The organism is Collinsella sp. AF28-5AC (genome assembly GCF_003457875.1).
In the GTDB taxonomy this organism is placed as follows: domain Bacteria; phylum Actinomycetota; class Coriobacteriia; order Coriobacteriales; family Coriobacteriaceae; genus Collinsella.
The window spans coordinates 17,475-31,728 of the sequence record NZ_QRTA01000014.1 but is presented as its reverse complement, the minus strand read 5'-3'; the positions used below and the strand labels follow the sequence as shown (position 1 = coordinate 31,728).

The window sequence follows — 14,254 nt, the reverse complement described above, 5'->3', positions numbered from 1 at the left end:
CCTCGGCGCCCAAGGCAAACGGGCGCGAACCGCTTTCGATTCGCGCCCGTTGTACAGGTTGCCTATCTGGGGATGCAGTGCCTAGTTGCCCGATGCCGTGCCTTGGCTCGAGTTGTCAGATGCCGTGCCGGAAGCGGTTCCGCTCGAGCTGTTGGTGTTGCTACTGTCTGCTGCGCCCGTTCCCGACGTGGTGTCGCTCGTTTGGTCGCCCGTGTTCGGCTGTGAACCGTCAGTCGTTTGGCTTGAGTCGGTCGTGCCGGACGGCGTGCCACTGTTGGCCGTAGAGGAATCGGTGCCCTGCGATTGGTTTTGGGTGTTCGAGGACGAATCGGCAGAGGTAGAACTGTCTTGCGTGCCGTCCGCCTGTGCCTGCTGATCCTGCGACTGGGTGTTGCCATTTGCATCGCTCTCGGTCGTGCGCGACGAAAGGATTGGCTCGGGGCGCTCGCCCAGACCCTCACCGGCGGTGGTTATAAGGATGGCGCCGGCGCAGGCGATGACCGCGACGATGGCGATGGCGATCGAGAAGACGATGACCTTCTTTTGCGTCTGGCTGCGCTCTGCCGCCGCCTTGGCGCGCAGACTGTCGGGAGCGACGCGCGCCGTGGTCGCGCGCCCCGCAATCTGGCGCATCTCCTGCGTAGTCGCGGCGCCGCCCAGGTGCTCCTCGGCATCAAGCTCAACGGGTTCATAGGCGCCGGCAGGGTAGTCGTCGGCGGTGTGTGTACCTTTGAGGGCTTCGGCGCTGGCAGAGATAAAGTGGCGGTAGACCTGCGAAGACACAACGGTGATGACCGAGCTCACGGCGGCGCCGATTACCGATCCGGCGATACCGATCTTGGAGGCAAGCGCGACGCTCGTGGCGGCGGCTGCGGCGCCGGCAATGATCTGAGGAATGGAAATGTCGTCGAACAGGCCCTTTTTGGGCGCGATGGCCATGGTCTGTCCGATGGAGTGGTTCTCGTGCACGCCGTTGTTGAGCGATGCCGGCGTCATAACGCGCGTGCGCGGCGCGTCAGTGTACTTGGTTGTCATACGGGGTCCTCCCGGTGTAAATCTGCTTCGTTTCGTGTAGCCATCAGGGTACCCACCAGATGTGAATCGTGCGTGACGTTTAACAGATACCATCAACTCATCAAGGGGGGCTTGCTGTCTTTGGCGAAATAGCTTGATGCTAAACTGGACTTACGATTGCGAGGTGGTTTACGTGATGTACCCGTATATGACATTCGAAGACGGTACCGAGGTCATTCATTCTGACCTGATTACAGATGTCGATGTCGAAAAGGTTATCGTGCATTTTGAACGACCGACGGCAGAGGGCTTCGACTCCGCTCGTTGTGAGTTGCCTTCCTGTTCGTGGACTGACTGGGAAGGGCATTTTACTCAGAGTGAAAAACGAGCTTTCGAAGAGTGTTTGAGCAAATTATTTAGATTAGTTCGAATAAAGAAGCTGAATGCGATGACCTAAAGCGTATGCATTTTTAGTATTAGATGCGTATGAAATGGAGGATGTGAATGGATGAGCTAATAGACTTTAAAAAACGATTTCTCAAGAATGGCGAGCTGGTTTCAATTCCAAAAAAGGAAAGCTATAAAAGAATCATGCTGCTATGGGCCGTCTCTTTCTTTGAATTAAATACAAGTTATACGGAGCTTCAGGTTAATCGTGTGCTTTCACAGCTCTATCCTGATTATGCCGTGTTGAGGCGGTATTTGGTTGATTATGGATTCCTATTAAGGGATGAACGAGGCCTGAAATACGAGGTTAATCGTGATGTTCACGGTATTGAGAGCTAGCCGTCCGGTTCGGGTCCTATATATTGCTAGAGGGATAAGCGAAATAGGCAATTGGTGTGCGAATATTGCTTTGCCAATGCTGATTTACGAGGTAACTCACGATGTTTCTGCAACTGCTTTGATGGTCTGCTGCAGATTTGCCCCCTCTCTGTTTTCAGTTGCGCTCGCGCAGCTGCCTCAGAAGATGGGTATCGGGACACTGCAGGCCATGAGATTGGCAGACTTAATTCGCGCGGGATTATTCATTTGCTATATTTTTGTTGATAGTAAATGGAGTATGTTTGCTATTACGTGCGCGGTATCGCTTTGCCGAACGGTTGAAATGCCCTGCTTTTACTCGTTGTTAAGAGCCAATACGAATAGTATCAATCGCGACGTAATTAATAATTCGTTTGGGTTTCTGCAGAATTTGATGATGGTTCTGGGGCCAGTTGCCGGCGGTTTTGTTGTCGCTCAATTTGGGGCGGAGGCTGTTCTTGCATTAGACGCGCTATCTTTTGCCGCGTCGTTCTGGTTGCTGCGAGATGTTCCGTCGGTTATCGAGGTTAATGATAAAGAGGGGATAAGCAAAAATGAAAAATACAGGACTGAATTTAGTGATCTTAGCGCGAAGCACTTGGCAATTGGTTTCCTATTAATCGATATTTCTAGTGGCGTGGCATTCGGCTCTCTGAATTCTCTTTTGCCAGCTATAGCGCAATTGCAATTTGACTCGTCATCGATACAATACGGATTCCTTCAGAGCAGTCTTACAATCGGACTGTTGTTCGGAAATACAATATATGGTCGTTTAATCAGTGGTTCCGATTGCGTTAAATCATATTGTTTTGTGACGTATCTTGCGCTCGGTGCGTATCTGGCGTTTGGCTATCGCTATGCGTCTGGGATATCGTTTATTTTCCTTTTTATCGTCGGTGCCGGAAACGCCATTCAAGATGTGCTTCTCATAACATCGCTGCAGGATTTGGCGAGAGACGGATCTGAATCGATAGGCCTGTTTTCAATTAGGGAGTCTTTGCAATCGGTTGCTGTTGTTATTTCAACACTCCTTGTTTCGCTGTTCACGAGCATCGCGATGTTCTCAATTCTCGTTACAGGACTTGGTGTATTTTCAATTATGATGGTAGTTGTGTTTCAATTGAATTATTTGCGAAAGATGTGACGTTGATATGCAGATGTGACGTTGATATGCCTTAATTTTGAAATACATGCTCTTAGCACAGGTTGGCCTCTCAGTAAACTGGGAGGTTGCTTTGGCTAGTTAGAGATATGTGAACGTCCGTTAGACTGAATCTCAGGGTAGAAGGGGCCTCCAGTGTCCAGATCAACAAAGCAATGCTGCGTTTCGGCTAATAAGAACGATGGCTTTTTGCGTGTGGCGGCGGCGTCGCCGCGGATTCGCGTGGCCGATGTCGAGGGCAATGCCGAGGTTGCGCTGGCGGCCGTTCGCGAGGCTGCCGAGCGCGGCGTTCGTGCTCTGGTTTTGCCCGAGCTTAATCTGACTGGCTATACCGCGGCCGATCTGTTCCATAACCGCACATTACTGCATGCCTGCGAGACCGCACTGGCACATATTCTCGATGAAACCCGCGGGCTGCCGATTGTCTTTACCATCGGTCTTCCCGTTGCAGTTGCCGAGAGTATCTACAACTGCGCCGCCGTGTGCTGCGCGGGCGAGCTTTTGGGCCTCACGGCCAAAAAGTATCTGCCCAATTACGGTGAGTTTTATGAGCGCCGCTGGTTTGCTCCGGCGCCCGTAGATTCTGTGTGGGTCGAGTTTGCCGGTCAGGGTCCGGTTCCGCTGGGTTCGGGGCTTGTCTACCGCTGCTGTGATGAAGGTGCCGAGGATATGGTGCTGGGCGTTGAGGTCTGCGAGGACCTGTGGGTGCCGGCGCCCCCTTCGACCGAGATGGCGCTTGCCGGTGCGACGGTGATCCTCAATCCGTCGGCTTCGGACGAGATTATCGGTAAGGCGGATTACCGACGCAGCCTCATATCCAACCAGAGCGCGCGCCTGTACTGCGCCTATGCCTATGCGGACGCGAGTGAGGGCGAGTCCACGACCGATATGGTCTTTGCGGGCGAGAACCTCGTCTACGAAAACGGCTCCAAGCTCGCCGCGACCAAACTGCTTACCTGCGATATGGCCATCGCCGACGTTGACCTTGACCGCCTGGTTGCCGAGCGCCGTCGCTCGACGACGTGGGCGCGCGCGGACGATGCGCCGGAGGCCACGACCGTTGAGTTTTCGTTTGAGGGCGTGCTGGCCAAAGAGCCTGTTCTGCGCGATGCCTGCGATATCGACCGCGTTTTCCCTCGCGCGCCTTTTGTGCCGGCCGACCACGGCGACCTGGCCGAGCGCTGCGAGACCATCCTCGACCTGCAGACTGCCGGCCTCAAGACCCGCCTTGCCCATACGGGTACCAAGGCTGCAGTCATCGGTCTTTCGGGCGGCCTGGACTCCACGCTGGCACTGCTTGTAGCCGTGCGTGCCTTCGATGCACTGGGGCTGCCGCGCACGGGCATCACGGCAGTCTCCATGCCCGGCTTTGGCACGACGCACCGCACTAAGTCGAATGCCGAGTCGCTCGCCCGCGACTTGGGTGTGAGCTTCCGCGAGGTTTCGATCCACGCGGCTGTGGAGCAGCACTTCAAGGACATTGAGCACGATCCGGCCGTGCAGGACGTAACCTACGAGAACAGCCAGGCGCGCGAACGTACGCAGATTCTGATGGACCTGGCCAACCAGGCTGGCGGTTTTGTCATTGGCACGGGCGACCTGTCGGAGCTGGCGCTCGGCTGGGCTACCTATAACGGCGACCACATGAGCATGTACGCCGTCAACGCGAGCGTGCCCAAGACGCTTGTGCGCCATCTGGTGCGCTATGCCGCCGATGTCTTTGGCGGGCGCATTGCCGAGGTCTTGCTCGATATCCTCGATACGCCGGTGTCCCCCGAGCTTCTGCCGCCCACGGGCGACGGCGAGATTGCGCAGAAGACCGAGGATTTGGTGGGCCCATACGAGTTGCACGACTACTTCCTCTACTACCTGCTGCGTTTTGGCTTTGAGCCGGCCAAGATCTACCGCATGGCGCTCAAGAGCTTTGAGGGCGTCTACGATGTCAAGACCGTCCACACATGGCTACGTACGTTCTACCGTCGCTTCTTTGCCCAGCAGTTTAAGCGCAGCTGCCTGCCCGATGGTCCCAAGGTGGGTTCGGTGACGCTCAGCCCGCGCGGCGATTGGCGTATGCCGAGTGACGCAAGCTCACGTCTGTGGCTCGCGCAGATCGACGCCCTCAATCCAATTGACTAAGGTTGGCTAAATTGAACCAATACGGGGGTTGTAAGCGTTACACTTTTGAAATCTGATGGCCCGTATCGCGCGGCGCTCTTGTCGGAGCGCCGCGTTTTTTATATCGAAAGGTGGCACCATGCAGGCATCGCAGCGTCTCGACCGCTTTGGCGCGGAGGTCTTCGCCTCGCTCAACAATAAGCTTCTCGCGCTGAAGGCTCAGGGCAAGACCATTTACAACATGAGCGTGGGCACGCCCGACTTTAAGCCGTACGACCACGTGGTCGAGGCGCTCACGCAGGCAGCCCAAGATCCCGAGATGTGGAAGTATGCCCTGCGCGACCTGCCCGAACTCAAGCAAGCCGTGTGCGATTACTATGAGCGCCGCTTTGGCGTTTCGGGCATTACGCCGTCCATGGTGCAGTCGTGCAACGGCACACAGGAGGGCGTGGGCCATTTGGGCCTGGCCCTGCTCGATCCGGGTGACACCATTCTGGTTCCCGATCCGTGCTACCCGGTCTTTGAGGCAGGTGCCAAGATCGCCGATGCCAAGCTCGAGTACTATCCGTTGGTTGCCGAGCATAATTACCTGCCCTATGTGGCGGGTATCGATCCCGAGGTTGCCGACCGTGCCAAGTATATGATCGTGTCGCTGCCCGCGAACCCGGTCGGCTCGGTGGGCACGCCCGAGGTCTACGAGGAGATCATCGCTTTCGCCCGCGAGCACGATCTGCTCATCGTCCATGACAACGCGTACTCCGACATCGTGTTCGACGGCGAGCCGGGTGGCAGCTTCTTGCAGTATCCCGGCGCGCTCGAGGTGGGCGTGGAGTTCTTCTCGCTCTCCAAGTCGTTTAACGTCACCGGTGCGCGTATCGGCTTTTTGGTCGGCCGCGAGGACGTGGTCTCTGCCTTTGCCAAGCTGCGCGGCCAGATCGACTTTGGTATGTTCTTCCCGATCCAGAAGGCTGCTATCGCCTGCCTGAACGGTCCGCGCGATGAGGTCGAGGCGCAGCGTCTGAAGTACCAGGAACGCCGCGATGCCCTGTGCGACGGTCTTGAGGGCCTGGGCTGGGAGCGTCCCAACGCGCATGGCTCTATGTTTGTGTGGGCCAAGCTTCCCGGTGGTCGCACCGATTCCATGGCGTTTTGCGAGGAGCTTATGGAGAAGGCCGGCGTTGTGGTGACGCCGGGCGCGAGCTTTGGCCCTTCGGGCGAGGGGCACGTGCGTATGGCACTGGTCTTGCCGCCCGATCAGATCGCTTTGGCTGTCGAGGCCATTCGCGAGGCTGGCCTGTATTAGAAACCTATTTCGACCCGTCAATAGCTCGAAACCGATTTCGTGCAGTTATTTTACGAATTCTGCAAACAATTTCGGTAAACGGTCGATTTTTGGCTGCGAATAGGGGCATAATCAAAGTCCCGATTGGATGTATTGGGATTACGACAAGCCGCTCGGGTCGTTCCCGGGCGGCTTGTTTGTGGAGAGAGATGGGAGTTTCTAATGGTTAACGAGAAGAAGGTCGCTATTGTCGGCTGCGGTTTCGTCGGTTCGTCTTCGGCGTTCGCACTGATGCAGAGTGGTCTGTTCTCCGAGATGGTCCTCATCGACGTGGACAAGAACCGTGCCGAGGGTGAGGCCCTGGATATCGCGCACGGCATGACGTTTGCCGAGCCGATGAAGATCTACGCCGGCGATTATTCCGATGTCGCCGACGCCGCCATGATCGTCGTCACTGCTGGCGCTGCCCAGAAGCCCGGTGAGACCCGCCTGGACCTGGTCAACAAGAACGTCAGCATCTTCAAGTCCATTATTCCCGAGATTAAGAAGTCCGGCTTCGACGGCATTCTGTTAATCGTCTCCAACCCGGTCGATGTTCTGACCTACGCCGCCATCAAGATGTCCGGCCTGCCCGAGGGCCACGTCATCGGTTCCGGTACCGTGCTCGACACCGGCCGCCTGCAGCAGATGCTTGGTGCCCACGTCGAGGTTGACCCGCGCGATGTCCAGGCCTATGTCATGGGTGAGCACGGCGACTCCGAGTTCGTCGCTTGGTCCAGCGCTCAGGTTGCCGGCGTTCCGCTGAACACCTTCTGTGAGCTTCACGGCCACCTGGAGCATGAGGCTGCCGAGAAGCGTATCGCCGAGGACGTCAAGAACTCCGCCTACACCATCATCGAGAAGAAGCACGCCACCTACTATGGCGTCGCCATGGCCGTCAAGCGCATCTGCACCGCCGTCATGCGCGATGAGCAGACCGTTCTGCCCGTCTCCTCGCTCATGGTGGGCGAGTATGGCCTGTCCGATCTCGCCATCTCCATGCCGACTGTCGTTGGCCGCGACGGCGTTGTCTGCCGCGTCCCCGTCCCGCTGGACGATGACGAGCAGCATGAGCTCACCGCTTCCGCCAAGGCCCTCAAGGACATCATCGACAGCGTCGACTTCTCCTGCTAAATCAAGCTCGCCAGAGCGAAAAGCTACAATGAAGGCGTCCGGGTCCACACGGCCCGGGCGCCTTTTTGGTGCAAAGTAACCTGACCTCAATGCACCATAGTTGATGGGAGGGCCATGTCGGATTCGCCTAATTTTTTGACCTATGCCCAGACGGCGTTTGATCCGTTTGAGGAGCGGCCGTTCTGCGCGGTGGATAGCCTGGTCTTTGCGTGGCTGTCCTATTTGCGTTTGCCGGGTGATATGGCGGAGCTGACGGACTGGCAGGGCCTAGACGTACGCGAGCTGCTGCGTGCCGAGTGCTACCGGGACATGATTGACGACTTGTGGGACCCAGAGGGGAGCAGGGCCTTGTTGGAGGCCGTGGCAGCAAGCCCTCGCTACCGTGGCGTGCACGTTTGCGGCTATCGTGCCGTGAGCGATGTGGTGGCGACAGAGCAGTTTGCAGCCATGGCGTTCCGGTTTCCGGCGGGGTTTAGCTATCTTTCCTTCCGGGGGACCGACAGCACGATTGTGGGCTGGAAAGAGGACTTTAACATGGCGTTCCGGTGTCCTGTGCCGGCCCAGGAATCCGCGACGCGTTATGTGGACGAGGCGGCGGATGCGATTGACGGGCCGCTTTTGTGCGGAGGTCATTCCAAGGGTGGAAACCTTGCGGTGTACGGTGCGGCGATGTGCCCCGATGTCGCCCGTGAGCGAATCGAACGGGCGTATTCCCATGATGGTCCGGGCTTCGTCGAGGAGTTTCTGAGCGGCAACGCCTTCGCCGACCTATCCGGTCGAATCGACAAGATGCTACCTCGGTCGTCGATCTTTGGCATGATTTTCGAGACACAGGAGGACTATGCCATCGTTGAGAGCACCGAGTTCAGCCTGCTTCAGCATAATCCCTTTAGCTGGGTGGTTGATGGTCGCGACTTCGTGTACTGTGAGCGCCTGTCCGCCGGTGCTCGATACGTTGATGGCTCCATTCGCGAGATGCTGCTTGCGGTGTCGCCTAGCGAGCGCGAGCGTTTTGTAGATGCGTTGTTCTCCGTGCTTGAGGCTACGGGTGCTGAGCGGTTTGCGGATATCGCTGGGAATCTGCGCGAGAGCCTGCCCGTGATGCTCCAGGCTGCGCAAGGCTTTGACAAGGATACACGACGCTTTGTCTCGCAGACTATCGTTGCGATTCTTAAGTGTGCGCTTCTGCCCAAACGTCCCCAGATCGACATGCCCGCTGCCGGCAAGAGCTTGGCAGAACAGCTCGAGGCTTGGCAGTCCGAGCTCCTGCGCTAACCATTGGTGCAAAGCAACCTGTCCCCGATGCACCAATCTTCGATGCGCCTGGGGCGGGATCGACCGCTATACTGGTTCGTGCCGAAATCGATCTAGAACGGAATGCCGTATATGAAAATCAATCACGCGATTCTGCATATCCTGGACTTTGACTCTGCCGTCAACGTCATGAGCCAGCGCGAGCTCGATATCGAAAGTCGTACCGTGCGCAATTTCGTAACCACGCATCTGCGCCGCGCACGCACCTCGGCCGACAATAAACGCGCCACGTTTGCCGAGAACTCTGCGTTCGGCGGCGAGCTCAAGGGCTATTTCTTTGGCGAGCGCGAATTCGTGGACCTGTCGCAGCAGATTGCGGAGTTTATCTCCTCCGAGCTCACCAAAGCCGAGAAAGCCGAGTCTACCGATGTGCTCGTGGCTGATTTTGACGACGATGAGGATGCCCGCTGGTTTGCCGTGATGCTGCTGGGCTCCAAGCAGGCTTTTATGCACGAGGTGGGCCGCGAGGAAGGGGAGGTACGCAACGACATCGCGCGCCACTACGCTATTCTGCCGAATCCCTCGCAAAAGGTGCCAAGCTATGCCATCGTGCGCGCGAGCACCATGGAGATCGGCTACGTGGACAAGAAGCGCAAGATTGCCGGCGAGGATCGTATGCTTATCCCCGATGGCCTGCTGCAGTGCGACACGGGCGTATCGGGTAAGGAGGTCATCGACACCGTGACGCGTGTGGTCGAGGAAGTCGCCGAGGAACACGGTGCCAATACGGCCGTAGCGCTCGCTAAGGTTAAGGCTGCCGTTGCCGAGAAGGTCGAGGATGACGAGGAGCTGCCGCCTTGGGATATCGTCGATGAGGTCTTTGAGGACGAGCCGGTCATCAAAGAGAGCGTGCGCGCGGCACTGACCGAGGAGAAGGTTCCTGAGCGCGTTCCTGTGGAGCGCAAGCAGGTCGAGCGCGCGGCCGTGCGCAATCACAAGATTCGTACCGATACGGGCATCGAGATCAGCTTCCCGGCCGAGATGGGTTCGAATTCCGAGTACATTGAGTTCGTCAATGAGCCCAACGGCCTCATCTCCATCGAACTCAAGAATATCGGCAGCATCGAGAATCGATAAGTTGCGTTACGTCTACAGCGAGAAAGCAAAGGCCGAAGCTCTTTGGGGCTTCGGCCTTCTTGTTTGGGGATGAATTGCCCCGCAGGTTGAGCATAAGTCAGCGAAAACGCGGTTTGTCAAAACCGCGTAACTATTAAAGTTGACGTAAGCCCTCTTCCAGGCCGGTCTTGCTGTCGGTCTTCTCGTCGCGCATCTTGATGACGCGGGCGGGGACACCGGCCACGACCGCACCGGCGGGGACGTCCTCGACGCACACGGCGCCGGCGGCAACGACAGCGCCCTTGCCTACGTGCACGCCCTCCAGAACCACGGCGTTGGCGCCGATCATGACATCGTCCTCGATGATGACGGGCGTGGCGCTGGCGGGCTCCACGACGCCTGCCAGCACGGTGCCGGCGCCGATGTGGCAGTTCTTACCCACGGTGGCGCGACCGCCCAGCACGGCGCCCATATCGATCATGGAACCCTCGCCGATAACGGAGCCGATGTTGATGATGGCGCCCATCATGATGACGGCACGGTCGCCAATCTCGACGCGGTCGCGGATGATCGCGCCCGGCTCGATGCGGGCGTTGATGCCCTTAAGGTCGAGCATGGGCACGGCGGAGTTGCGGCAATCGTTTTCAACGTCGTAGTAATCGATGGAGTCGGCGTTGGCGTCCAGGATGGCCTTAAGCTCATCCCAGTCGCCAAAGACGGTCTTGCCACGACGACCGCCGTAGACATGTGCGTCGCCCCAGGCAACCTTCATGCCCGGCTTCTCGCGCACGTACAGCTTGACGGGCGTCTTTTTGGGCGCGGTGGCGATGTAGTTGATAATCTCCTGTGCATCCATCTCGGCTGCGTTGCTCATTTGCTATCTCTCCTTTGGGTGGATTCGGTTGATACCTGGTTAGGCAAACATGACCTGGTCGAACGTATAGAAGCCGGGTTCGCGGGCGACGAGCTTCTGCGCGGCTGCCAGGGCGCCGTTGACAAAGATCTGACGGCTCGTGGCGCGGTGGGTGAGCGTGACTTCCTCGTCCTGGCCAAAGAAACCCACCTCGTGCACGCCGGCTACGGTGCCGCCGCGCAGCGAGTGCATACCGATTTCCTTGGGGTCGCGCGCGCCGCACATGCCCTCGCGGCCATAGACGGGGTGGTAGCCTGCCTCGGGCTCGGCCTCGACGACGGCGTCGAGCAACAACTTGGCAGTGCCGCTGGGGGCGTCGACCTTTTGGTTGTGGTGCGTCTCGACGATCTCGCAGTCAAAGCCGGGCAGCTCGCGTGTGGCCTGGGCCACCAGATGACGCAGGGCGGCGATGCCGATGGAGTAGTTGCCCGAGTGCATGACGCGGGCGTTCTGACCCAGCTCGCGCAGGCGGTCCATCTGCTCGGGGGTGTAGCCTGTGGTGCCTGAGACCAACGCCGCGCCCGTGCGCTCGACATAGGCGACGACGGCATCGAAGGTCACGACGTTCGAGAAGTCGATAATCACATCGGCTGCCGGGGCGCTCTCGAGCCCGGACAGATCAAAACCGATCTGGGCGACGATATCAAAAACGGGCTGCCCGCCGGCGTCGACAATGCCTTCGGCGGTAGTGCGGATGAGCGAGCCCATGCGGCCCGTTCCCATAATGACGGTCTTAATCAAGCAGACCAGCTCCCTTCAGAGCATCGGTAAGTGCGGCTCGCGTGTCGTCTGCCATGGGGCACAGCGGCATACGGTAGTTTGCCTCGATCATGCCCATCTGGGCGAGCGCTTCCTTGACGGGGATGGGGTTGACCTCGCTAAAGAGGGCGTTGATGAGCGGCTGGCCGGCAATCTGGATATCGCGGGCGCGCGCTACGTCGCCGTCCAGATAAGCGCGGCACATGTCGTGTACGAGCTGCGGCTGCACGTCGGCCCACACGCTGATGGTGCCCGAAGCGCCCAGGCTCATGAGCGGCACTGTGAGTGCATCCTCGCCCGAGTACATGCGGAAGTCATCGGACAGCAGGTGGGCGATCTTGGCCGCGTAGGCGACGTTGCCCGAGGCCTCCTTGATGCCCATGATGTTGGGGTGCGCGGCTAGGCGCTCTACGTTGCGCTCGCTGATACCGCAGCCGCAGCGGCCGGGGATGTTGTACAGGATGCAGGGGATGTCAACGGCATCGGCGACGGTCTTAAAGTGCTGATAGATACCCTCTTCATTGGACTTGTTGTAGTAGGGGGTGATGAGCAGCAGACCGTCGGCGCCCAGGCCCTGATAGGTGAGCGACTTGGTGAGCATGGTCTGCGTGGAGTTGGAGCCCGAGCCGGCGATGACGGGGACGCGTCCTGCAACATGCTTGACCACGGCGGCGACGACGGAGTTGTCCTCGTCATCGGTCATCGTGGCACTCTCACCGGTGGTGCCCAGGGTGAGGATGGCGTCGGTGCCGTTTTGCAGGTGGAAATCGATAAGGCGCTCGAGCGCGTCAAAGTCGACGCTGCCGTCCTTTTTAAACGGCGTAACTAGGGCGACGATTGAGCCCTCGAGAGTGCGGATGTCCATGTTCTTCTCCTTCGCCTTCGCGATCTGGATGCGTTTGTTCCATTGAGCTGCGACTGCTAGGCGCTCGTCTTGGGCGCGACGGCGGGCACTTTCGGCGCGCGACTTGGCCAGCAGCTCTCGGCCGCACGGCAGCACGTCGAGCGTGGCAAAGTAATCGCCCGGGCGCTCAGAGCGTCGAATGAGGTCGGCCGAGCCATCGGGGCGCAGCAGGACCTCGGCGGAGCGCAGGCGGCCGTTGTAGTTGTAGCCCATAGAGTAGCCATGCGCACCGGTGTCGTGAATCACGAGCAGGTCGCCCATTTCGATATGCGGCAGCTCGCGGTCGATGGCGAACTTGTCATTGTTCTCGCACAGATTGCCCGTGATGTCGTAGGTGTCTGTGACGGGCGCTGTGGTCTTGTCGTCGCCACCCGGCTGGCCCATCACCGTAATGTGGTGGTAAGCGCCGTACATGGCAGGGCGGATCAGGTCGACGGCGCTTGCATCGACACCGATATAGTCCTTGTAAATCTGCTTCTCGTGAATGGCCTTGGTGACCAGGCAGCCGTAGGGACCCATCATAAAGCGACCCATCTCGGTGCAGATGGCCACATCGCCCATGCCGGCAGGAACCAGGATCTCGTCGTAGGCAGCGTGTACCCCCTCGCCGATGGCGTGAATGTTGTTGGCCTGTTGCTCGGGCTGATAGGGAATGCCGACGCCGCCGGACAGATTGATGAAGGCGACGTGCGCGCCGGTCTCGCGCTCCAGGCGTGCGGCAAGCTCAAAGAGGATGCGTGCGAGCTTGGGGTAGTAGTCGTTGGTGACGGTGTTGCTGGCAAGGAATGCGTGGATGCCAAAGTTTTCGGCGCCCTTGGCCTTGAGCATGCGGAAGGCCTCGAAGAGCTGCTCGGTGGTCATGCCATATTTGGAGTCGCCCGGGTTGTCCATGATGCCGTTGGAGAGCTGGAACAGACCGCCTGGATTAAAGCGGCAGCTGACCGTTTTGGGGATGGGCCCCGCAACGCGCTCAAAGAACTCGATGTGGCTGATGTCGTCAAAGTTGACGATGGCGCCCAGCTTGTCGGCGAGCTCAAAGTCGGCAGCCGGCGTATCGTTGGACGAGAACATGATGTCGTGTCCCGTGATACCCAGCGAGCGGGCGATCATGAGCTCGGTATAGCTCGAGCAATCGCAGCCGCAGCCGTATTTGTTGAGAATGGAGATGAGCGCCGGGTTGGGGTTGGCCTTGACGGCAAAGTATTCCTTAAAGCCCGGGTTCCATGCAAAGGCGTCGCACACTTCTTGCATGTTGCGGCGGATGCCCGCCTCGTCGTATAGATGAAACGGCGTGGGGAACTGCTCGACGATATGCTCGAGTGTCTCCTTGTCCACAAACGGCTGCTTGGCCGCATATGCCTCGTTGGGGGTCAATGCCATGTCCCGTAAACCTCGCTATCCAGACGGCGCCATCTGCGCATCGAATCCGCATAGCGTGGACCCAATGTCCGGATAGCGCTCCCGCATTGCTGCAGACAGTCCTGTGGGTGTTTCCCACAGGCCCACCAGGTTGTTCGTGCCCGAAAAACCCAGTTCGGCGGGTTTCGCCTCCCCACGGGGTCAAAGCCTGCTGGCTCGCCCGCGGCTCTTCGTGCCCGCGCCTCTATCAAGTGGTAAAGACCCTATCACGTTGCACTTTACCAAACAAGAGTATTCGTATATAACGTTTAAAAAATGCAAGGATATGCTGGAAACATGTGCGCCACAATCCTGTATCACAATAAGTTGCAACAGATGTGCCTCACGAAGGGATCCTCT

At 58.5% G+C, this 14,254-nt stretch carries 11 protein-coding genes and 1 riboswitch; of the genes, 7 read left to right on the top strand and 4 right to left on the bottom strand.

What is annotated here, in order from left to right:
• Positions 1 to 81: 81 nt before the first annotated feature.
• Entirely contained in the window at positions 82 to 1,035 is a 954-nt protein-coding gene (locus tag DWZ01_RS08695) for a hypothetical protein (protein ID WP_117840188.1), read from the bottom strand.
• A 483-nt stretch (positions 1,036 to 1,518) separates the two neighbouring features.
• On the opposite strand from DWZ01_RS08695, the gene DWZ01_RS08685 reads away from it, so the two are divergent.
• The 7 genes from DWZ01_RS08685 (at position 1,519) to DWZ01_RS08655 (ending at position 9,941) form a co-directional block, all read left to right on the top strand.
• Positions 1,519 to 1,800, top strand: coding sequence for a DUF2087 domain-containing protein (locus DWZ01_RS08685; protein ID WP_055251466.1), 282 nt, complete (start codon positions 1,519 to 1,521; stop codon positions 1,798 to 1,800).
• A complete protein-coding gene (locus DWZ01_RS08680; RefSeq protein WP_117840189.1) occupies positions 1,778 to 2,962 on the top strand; it encodes an MFS transporter in 1,185 nt (394 codons plus the stop codon). The genes DWZ01_RS08685 and DWZ01_RS08680 overlap by 23 nt, the downstream gene beginning before the upstream one ends.
• 153 nt (positions 2,963 to 3,115) lie before the next feature.
• Positions 3,116 to 5,116, top strand: a complete 2,001-nt coding sequence (locus DWZ01_RS08675) for an NAD(+) synthase (protein WP_117840190.1) — start codon at positions 3,116 to 3,118, stop codon at positions 5,114 to 5,116.
• Between the two features lie 118 nt (positions 5,117 to 5,234).
• A complete protein-coding gene (locus tag DWZ01_RS08670; RefSeq protein WP_006234344.1) occupies positions 5,235 to 6,398 on the top strand; it encodes a pyridoxal phosphate-dependent aminotransferase in 1,164 nt (387 codons plus the stop codon).
• A 201-nt stretch (positions 6,399 to 6,599) separates the two neighbouring features.
• Positions 6,600 to 7,550 carry an L-lactate dehydrogenase gene (locus DWZ01_RS08665; RefSeq protein WP_117564413.1) on the top strand — a complete coding sequence of 317 codons (951 nt, stop codon included), beginning with the start codon at positions 6,600 to 6,602 and terminating at the stop codon, positions 7,548 to 7,550.
• A 114-nt stretch (positions 7,551 to 7,664) separates the two neighbouring features.
• On the top strand, positions 7,665 to 8,825 hold the full coding sequence (locus DWZ01_RS08660) for an Mbeg1-like protein (RefSeq protein WP_117848673.1): 1,161 nt from the start codon (positions 7,665 to 7,667) through the stop codon (positions 8,823 to 8,825).
• Between the two features lie 111 nt (positions 8,826 to 8,936).
• Entirely contained in the window at positions 8,937 to 9,941 is a 1,005-nt protein-coding gene (locus DWZ01_RS08655) for a nucleoid-associated protein (protein ID WP_022094136.1), read from the top strand.
• Positions 9,942 to 10,074: 133 nt separating this feature from the next.
• Here DWZ01_RS08655 and dapD read toward each other — a convergent pair whose 3' ends face one another.
• The 3 genes from dapD to dapA are packed head-to-tail and all read right to left on the bottom strand — an operon-like array spanning position 10,075 to position 13,876.
• Positions 10,075 to 10,794, bottom strand: coding sequence for a 2,3,4,5-tetrahydropyridine-2,6-dicarboxylate N-acetyltransferase (dapD, locus tag DWZ01_RS08650; protein ID WP_099431491.1), 720 nt, complete (start codon positions 10,792 to 10,794; stop codon positions 10,075 to 10,077).
• Positions 10,795 to 10,833: 39 nt separating this feature from the next.
• Positions 10,834 to 11,574, bottom strand: a complete 741-nt coding sequence (dapB, locus tag DWZ01_RS08645) for a 4-hydroxy-tetrahydrodipicolinate reductase (RefSeq protein ID WP_197032804.1) — start codon at positions 11,572 to 11,574, stop codon at positions 10,834 to 10,836.
• The gene (gene dapA, locus DWZ01_RS10950) at positions 11,567 to 13,876 is read right to left on the bottom strand and encodes a 4-hydroxy-tetrahydrodipicolinate synthase (RefSeq protein ID WP_117840192.1); all 2,310 of its coding nucleotides are present in this window, start codon (positions 13,874 to 13,876) and stop codon (positions 11,567 to 11,569) included. The genes dapB and dapA overlap by 8 nt, the downstream gene beginning before the upstream one ends.
• Positions 13,877 to 13,941: 65 nt before the next feature.
• Positions 13,942 to 14,110: riboswitch (Lysine riboswitch) on the bottom strand.
• Between the last annotated feature and the right edge of the window lie 144 nt (positions 14,111 to 14,254).